Source organism: Mesorhizobium sp. M7A.F.Ca.CA.001.08.2.1, from assembly GCF_003998455.1.
Taxonomy (GTDB): domain Bacteria; phylum Pseudomonadota; class Alphaproteobacteria; order Rhizobiales; family Rhizobiaceae; genus Mesorhizobium; species Mesorhizobium ciceri.
The window spans coordinates 1-7,307 of the sequence record NZ_RZPW01000284.1 but is presented as its reverse complement, the minus strand read 5'-3'; the positions used below and the strand labels follow the sequence as shown (position 1 = coordinate 7,307).

Genomic DNA, 7,307 nt, shown 5'->3' with positions numbered 1-7,307 from the left:
CGATAATGCGTCATCAGCATCGCCAGCCGCAGCACCTCGCCCGGCCATTTGCGGCCGCCGAAGGTCTCGGTCTCCAGGAGTTCGTTGATCGAGTAGAAGTTGCCGAGGCTCTTCGACATTTTCTGCCCTTCGACCTGCAGGAAGCCGTTGTGCATCCAGATGTTGGCCATCATTTCGGTGCCATGGGCGCAACGCGACTGGGCGATCTCGTTTTCATGGTGCGGGAAGATCAGGTCGAGGCCGCCGCCATGGATGTCGAAGACCTCGCCGAGATAGGCGGCCGACATCGCCGAGCACTCGATGTGCCAGCCCGGCCGACCCCTGCCCCATGGCGAATTCCAGCCCGGCTCCTCCGGTGACGACAACTTCCAGAGGACAAAATCGCCGGGATTTTTCTTATGCGCGTCGACGGCGACGCGAGCACCGGCCTGCTGCTCGTCGAGATTGCGCTTCGACAGCTGGCCGTAGTCGGGCATCGACGCCGTGTCGAACAGGACTTCGCCCGCAGCAACATAGGCATGGCCGCGTTCGATCAGGCTTTGAATCAAGGTGATCATGTCGACCTTGCCGTCGGCACGGGGCTCGACGAATTCGGTGGCGCGCGGCTCGACCGTCGGCTCCAGGCAGCCGAGAACCGCCACGTCGCTGTGGAACTGGCCGGCGGTCTTTTCGGTGACCCGCCTGATCGCCTCATTCAACGACAGCGTGCCGGAAGCGATCTCGCCGCCGAAATCGCGCAAAGCGCGCGCATTGATCTTGTCGTCTACGTCGGTGATGTTGCGCACATAGGTGACGTGCGTCTGCCTATAGAGATGGCGCAGCAAGCGGAACAGCACGTCGAAGACGATCACCGGCCTGGCATTGCCGATATGAGCAAAGTCGTAGACGGTCGGGCCGCAGACATACATGCGCACGTTCAGCGGATCGATCGGGACGAAATCCTCTTTCGTCCGCGTCAGCGTGTTGTAGAGGCGCAGGCCCTGCGATGCGTCGGACATTCGTGCCTTCCCGGTTCAGAACTCAATTCGACGAAGCCAGCCCTGCGCGAACGCAAATCAGGCTCCAGCCTGCTGGCCGGGGCGTTTGTCCAATCTGGGGAGAGATGAGGCGAAAACGTCCGGACCAGCGCGAGGCTAGCCAATAATGCAAATGCCACAAATGGCGAAAGACGTTTTCATGGGCGGCTTTATCGCCTTGGCTTGTGTTGCCGTCAAGTCGCAAGTTTCGGCAAAACCGCCGCTGGGTCACAGGTAATGATGCACTGAAACATTTTATTAAACATGTCGGCACAGTCATGAAACATTCGCCGGCTAGATCAGCAGGCGTCACGATTTGGTCAGAATCGGCCATCAAACGCAGACACGAAAATGTTACCAGGGAAGAGAGACATGCCCCGAACCAAGCAGGAAGCCAACCGCGCCAAGCAGCCGGCGCTGGCCAACCACTATCGCGCAATCGGCCCGGCCGCGATCGTCGCCGCCCTTCTCCATACCGCCAAGAAGAAAAAGCCGGCGCAGAAGATCGTTTCGCCCCGCGCTGCCTGAAGGGATGTGCGACCGGCGCCAATGGCGCCAGAAATGAAGGCGCCGACGCGCGCGCCCTCTGCTAGAACAACGTCATCTGACTGTCGTCCGCGCCGGACTTCTGGCGCTTGACCTTCTCGGGCTCCGGCCCGATCTCGCCCCGCTCCTGAATCTCCGGTCCGGTGTTGGCGACCTTGTTGACGAGGTCGGAGACCGGAATTGCCTCGAAGAAATCGAGCTGTGCCGGTCGCAACAGATCGGCGACATCGCGCGGTTCGAGCGTGCGGCAATCCAGCCAACGTGCGAAATCCCTGGGATCGATCACCACCGGCATGCGGTCGTGGATATGCGCGATGTCGGCATTGGCGTTGATGGTCAGGATGGCGCCGGTGTCCATTTCCGAACCGCCCGGCTCGGCATAGGTCTCGATCAGCCCGGCGAAGGCAACCAACCCGCCATGCCTGGGGCGTATCCAGTAAGGCTGCCCCTTCTTGCCACCGGTTTGCCGCCATTCATAAAAGCCGGACGCCGGCACCAAAGCGCGGCGATGGCGCATGGCGGCCTTGAACGACGCCTTTTCGGCAGCCCCTTCGGAGCGGGCGTTGAACAGCAGCGGAAACTCGCGTGTATCCTTCACCCAGGTCGGGATCAGCCCCCAGCGCACCAGCATTGGCTGCCGGTCCGGCAGATTGGAGCCCGGCGCCTGCGGAGGGCCGGCGACCGCCATCAGGATCGGCTGCGTCGGGGCGATGTTGTAGCGCGCCGGGAAATCCTCAAGCCCCGCCACGTCCAGAAAGGCAGCGGTCTGATCCGGCGTCGCGGTCAAGGCGAAACGTCCGCACATGGTCGATTGGTGCCCTTCGAAAGGTTCGGTTTCTGAAAGTGGCGATGGAACCGGCGTTGCGCAACCGCTAAAACTTGTCCACGCTGGCCGGTCCACAACTGACCGGCCTTCAGCCTGATTGGGAATCCATGAACGAAGCGCGCAAAATACTTCCGGCAGTCTCGGTCGCCGTCGTGCGGGCAGACACCGTGCTTCTGGTCAAGCGAGCCCGGCAACCGTCGCAAGGGCTCTATGCCTTTCCGGGCGGCAAGGTCGAGCCTGGTGAGACGCTGGAGGCAGCGGCAGAGCGCGAACTTCAGGAAGAAACCGGTTTGCGTGCCACAAATTATCGCCCGCTGCGGGAAATCCACATCGACGGCCGGGATGACAGCCACCCGGTCGATTATCTCCTCACAGTCTTCGGCGCCGCCTATGCCGGCGGCGAGGCCGTGGCCAGCGACGATGCGGAGACGGCGGCCTTCTATACGCTCAGCGAGATGGCGGCGCTGCCGCTGGCAGGCTCGGTATTCGCGGTCGCCGAAGACTTGTTGGCCCCCGGCGGAAACGCCGGACTGCTGTCCTGAAATCAACTTGCGGGCCACAAATTGTTTCGCCACAAAGACTTATGCTGTTTAGCAGAGCCACGCAGCTGGTAGAGAAGGCTTATGAATCGTCCATCCATGCTCCTCGCCGTGTGTCTTGCGGTCGGCGCGACCGTTTCGATACGGCCCGCGCTCAGCGCCGAGTCGCCGTTCGAGCCCGGGTTGATGCGGCTGGCGGAGGTTCTGGGCTCGCTGCATTTCCTGCGCAATCTGTGCGGCGAAAAGGGCGACCAGTGGCGTGTCGAGATGACAAAACTGCTCGATTCGGAAAATCCGGACGCCGAGCGGCGCGCCCGCTTCATTGCCAGCTTCAATCGCGGCTACCGCTCCTTCGGCGGCACCTATACGAGGTGCACGCCCTCGGCGACCGAAGCCATCAGCCGCTACATGAAGGAAGGCGAGACGCTGTCTCGCGACATCGCCTCGCGTTACGGCAACTAATGCATGTCGCCCAAAAGTGGCTGCGGTTTTGGGAGAACGACACGCATAAAAACGAAAACCTAAAGCGCCTCGCCTGAATCCGTTCAAACGCGGCGCGCTTTAGGCACTCGCTCATCGACAACTATCCGAACCATTGCTGGGTACAGCCGATATATCGGCTTGTGCCAGGCGATATCTTGGTGCAATCCTCATGTTGCACTTCTGCAACAGTATTAACGAAACCTTACCGCGCGAAAGCGGAATTAACTCAAACTGAAGGTTTTCGCCCCGCAGGCCGCCCCAATCGGCTAAGTTTGACTCGAACTGAACGCAGCTTCGCACAAGGCAATCGGGCTTTGTAAAAGACGATCAAAAAAATGTCGTATTTACAAATACTTAATTGTCCCTGCGTGTGAAATGAACAGATCAGGCCTGATCCACATCAATGGATCGCAGCTTGAAAGGGTGGACATTCGCTTATGGAACATGGTGTCAACGACATCGACGCGCTGGTCAGGGAAGAAAAACGCTTGACCGCCGTGGAAAGCCACAGCGAGGCCTGGGCGGAAGGTCTCTCCGCCGGGATAGAGCCCGAGATCATTGCCGAAGCAGCGCTCGAAACAGCCTTCGGCGAGATGTTGCGTGCCAATGGCGAGACCTCGGCCCTTGCCCTGCTCGACCGTATGCGTGAAAAGGTGATTGCTGGCGCCTTCGAACCTGAACGGCTGCGGCACTGAACCGACGTCCGGTTCTTTGACGGCAATATGCCGCTCGGGCGTCATGCCCGTAAGCAGGGAGAAACGGGCAGTGAGTTTTTCGATGTCAGGCAAGCCGCGTGGCTTGGTCCTTCGCATCTCTTTCGCCGCTTGCTGTGCCGCGATTCCCCTGGTTGTGTGTCTCGCGAGCAGCCCCGCCTATGCGCTGAGCGAAATCAAGCGCGAAGAGCTCCCCCCGACGGTCACGCCGCCGGCCGACGACATGTCGCCCCCCGGAAGCACCGTGCCAATGCCCAACCCGGTCGGGACGCCGCCGCCGTCTAGGCAGCCGACTGCTCCTGCCGAAGCCGAGCCGGACAGTCCGGCGGATGGCGGCGTGACCAGGCCACGCGTCGATCCGGACACGCCGGTGCCCGAGGTCATCTACGATCTCGGCAAGCTGCCGGAACCAGTGCGGCGCATGCATGATTTGATCGTCGAAGCCTGCAAGGGCGGCGATATCGAAAAGTTGCGGCCGTTGATCGGCACGGGCGACAACACAACGCAATTGTCCCTAACCGACATTGATGGCGATGCCGTCGCTTTCCTCAAGGGCCTCTCGGGCGACCCGGACGGCCAGGAAATCCTGGCCATCCTGGAGGAGGTGCTTGATGCCGGCTACGTCCACCTCGATGCCGGCACGCCACAAGAGCTCTATGTGTGGCCGTATTTCTTCGCCCTACCGCTGGACAAGCTGGACGCCAAGCAGCGGGTCGAACTGTTCAAGATCGTCACCGCTGGTGATTTCGACGACATGAAGCAGTTCGGCGCCTATATTTTCTATCGCGTCGGTATCACCCCTAGCGGACAATGGTCATTTTTCGTCGCCGGGGATTGAGAGCGGCTCTTCCCACCCACGGGGGTGGGGAGCCTAGCGGGGCAAATGCCTCAGAAAACTCCACCGCCCTACCCTGGCTTGGCGTGGCGATCTCGCCTTCCCACATCACGCGGCGGCCGCGAATGACGGTGCCGACCGGCCAGCCGACCACTTCTCTCCCGTCATAAGGCGTCCAGCCGGCTTTCGAGCCGGCCTGCGCATTGGTGATGGTCTGGCGCCGCTTCATATCGACGATGGTGAAGTCGGCGTCGTAGCCGGCAGCGATGCGGCCCTTTCTCGCCATGCCGAAGATCCGCTGCGGGCCGTGGCTAGACAGGTCGACAAAGCGCTGCAAGGTCAGCCGGCCGGCATTGACGTGGTCGAGCATGATCGGCACCAGCGTCTGCACGCCGGTCATCCCCGACGGTGAGGCCGGATAGGACTTTGCCTTCTCGGCCAGCGTGTGCGGCGCGTGGTCGGAGCCGAGCACATCGACGATGCCTTGCGCAATGCCATGCCAGACGCCATCGCGATGGCGCGCGGCGCGCACCGGCGGGTTCATCTGGATCAGCGTGCCAAGCCTGAGATAGTCGTCGGCGCTCAGCGTCAAATGATGTGGCGTCGCCTCGCAGGTCGCGACATCCTTGTGTTGTTCGAGGAACACAATCTCCTCGGCGGTCGAGATGTGTAGAACATGGATGCGGGCACGGGCGTTTCGCGCAATGCGTACCAGCCGTTCGGTACAGCGCAAGGCGGCGATCTCGTCGCGCCAGACAGGGTGCGATGCCGGGTCGCCTTCGATGCGTTCGCCAAGGCGCTCGCGCAGCCGGAATTCGTCTTCCGAATGAAAGGCGGCGCGCCGGCGCGTGTTTCTCAGGATCGACGCCACGCCCTCGTCATCCTCGACCAGCAGGTCGCCAGTGGACGAGCCCATGAAAACCTTGATCCCGGCCGCACCCGGCAGCCGCTCAAGCTCGCCGACATCCCCGGCATTCTCGCGGGTGCCGCCGACCCAGAAGGCGAAATCGCAATGCATGCGCCCCGTGCCGCGCCGGACCTTGTCGGCAAGCGTTGCCTCGCTGGTGGTCAGCGGATTGGTGTTGGGCATCTCGAACACGGCGGTGACGCCGCCAAGCACGGCAGCGCGCGAACCCGTTTCCAAATCTTCCTTGTGCTCCAGTCCCGGCTCGCGAAAATGCACCTGGCTGTCGACGACACCCGGCAGGATATGTAGGCCGCGGCAGTCGATCGTCTCGCCGGCCGAGGCCTGGCGGAGATCGCCGATGGCAGCGATGCGCCCGTCCTTCACGCCGATGTCGCGAGCCCCTTCGCCGTCATGGTTGACCACTGTGCCGCCTGTCAGGATGAGGTCGTAGATCATGGCCATGCTCTCTTGCGGGGGGAGTGCCAGCGGCTTACGTAAAGGCCGACCATTTTGCAAGATCAGGTTGCTTTTCCGCCCATGCCCTGTGCCCAGCTCAAAGACCGCGCCCTCATTTCCGTATCAGGTCCGGATGCCGAGCATTTTTTGCAGAACATCCTGACCACCGATCTCGACATCCTGGCTCCCGGCGAAGCCAAACCCGGTGCGCTGCTGACGCCGCAAGGCAAGATCCTGTTCGATTTCCTGATCTCCCGCACCGGCGAGAATGCATTCCGGCTCGAATGCCGTGCCGACATATCGGACGATTTCGTACGCCGGCTGACGCTCTACAAACTGCGCGCCAAGGTCGAGATTGCCAAATCCGATCAGGCGTTTGTCACCGTCGCGTGGGGACATGAATCAACACCCTCACAATCTGATTCAACGGCGGCCGCCGACACACGCTTTCCGAAGGGTGCCGTCACGCGTTCCTATGGCGAAACGGATGAGCGCGGCGATCTTGCCGCGTGGCAAGCCTTCCGCATTGTCGGCGGTATTGCCGAAAGCGGCAGCGACTACCAACTCGGAGACGCCTTCCCCCACGATGTGCTGCTGGACGAAACCGGCGGCATCGGCTTCAAGAAGGGCTGCTATGTCGGCCAGGAGGTCGTCTCGCGCATGCAGCATCGCGGCACGGCCAGGCGGCGCGTGCTGATTGCATCGGCCGACAGGCCCCTGCCCGCGCCCGGCACCGAACTGACCGTCGCAGGCAGGCCGGTTGGCACGCTCGGCTCGACCGTAGACACGACCGGTCTGGCCATTGCGCGCATCGACCGGGTCAAGGCGGCGCTCGATGCCGGCCAGCCGATCATGGCCGGGGACGTTCCGGTAACGCTAGCCATTCCCGGTTGGGCAAAATTTGCCTTCCCGCAGGAAGCCGTCAGCGCGGAGGAGGCCTGATGGCGGCCGACCGCGTCGGCGCGCCGGCACGCGCCTGGCAGCGC

Annotated in this window: 9 protein-coding genes; 6 read left to right on the top strand and 3 right to left on the bottom strand. The window is 62.2% G+C overall.

The window, feature by feature from the left end; genetic code table 11:
• Positions 1–998: cysteine--tRNA ligase (cysS, locus tag EN914_RS17900; protein WP_127389184.1), on the bottom strand; the 998-nt coding region annotated here is incomplete at its 3' end.
• Positions 999–1,388: 390 nt separating this feature from the next.
• On the opposite strand from cysS, the gene EN914_RS17895 reads away from it, so the two are divergent.
• Positions 1,389–1,544: a hypothetical protein gene (locus EN914_RS17895; RefSeq protein WP_013532562.1), complete on the top strand. Its 156-nt coding sequence runs from the start codon at positions 1,389–1,391 to the stop codon at positions 1,542–1,544.
• 61 nt (positions 1,545–1,605) lie between these two features.
• Here the strand turns inward: EN914_RS17895 and EN914_RS17890 are convergent, their stop codons facing one another.
• Complete coding sequence (locus EN914_RS17890; RefSeq protein ID WP_013532563.1) at positions 1,606–2,367, bottom strand: SOS response-associated peptidase; 762 nt, start codon at positions 2,365–2,367, stop codon at positions 1,606–1,608.
• 128 nt (positions 2,368–2,495) lie between these two features.
• On the opposite strand from EN914_RS17890, the gene EN914_RS17885 reads away from it, so the two are divergent.
• The 4 genes from EN914_RS17885 (at position 2,496) to EN914_RS17870 (ending at position 4,961) form a co-directional block, all read left to right on the top strand.
• Entirely contained in the window at positions 2,496–2,930 is a 435-nt protein-coding gene (locus tag EN914_RS17885; RefSeq protein WP_024503054.1) for an NUDIX hydrolase, read from the top strand.
• A gap of 81 nt (positions 2,931–3,011) precedes the next feature.
• Positions 3,012–3,389: a TIGR02301 family protein gene (locus EN914_RS17880; RefSeq protein WP_013532565.1), complete on the top strand. Its 378-nt coding sequence runs from the start codon at positions 3,012–3,014 to the stop codon at positions 3,387–3,389.
• Between the two features lie 458 nt (positions 3,390–3,847).
• Entirely contained in the window at positions 3,848–4,105 is a 258-nt protein-coding gene (locus tag EN914_RS17875) for a hypothetical protein (RefSeq protein ID WP_008874920.1), read from the top strand.
• Positions 4,106–4,187: 82 nt separating this feature from the next.
• On the top strand, positions 4,188–4,961 hold the full coding sequence (locus EN914_RS17870; protein WP_081714263.1) for a hypothetical protein: 774 nt from the start codon (positions 4,188–4,190) through the stop codon (positions 4,959–4,961).
• Here EN914_RS17870 and EN914_RS17865 read toward each other — a convergent pair.
• Positions 4,924–6,327, bottom strand: a complete 1,404-nt coding sequence (locus EN914_RS17865) for a dihydroorotase (RefSeq protein ID WP_024503056.1) — start codon at positions 6,325–6,327, stop codon at positions 4,924–4,926. The two genes, EN914_RS17870 and EN914_RS17865, sit on opposite strands and share 38 nt — an antisense overlap.
• 75 nt (positions 6,328–6,402) lie before the next feature.
• Between EN914_RS17865 and EN914_RS17860 the strand changes: the two genes are divergently transcribed.
• Positions 6,403–7,263: a folate-binding protein YgfZ gene (locus EN914_RS17860; protein ID WP_024503057.1), complete on the top strand. Its 861-nt coding sequence runs from the start codon at positions 6,403–6,405 to the stop codon at positions 7,261–7,263.
• Positions 7,264–7,307: the final 44 nt, after the last annotated feature.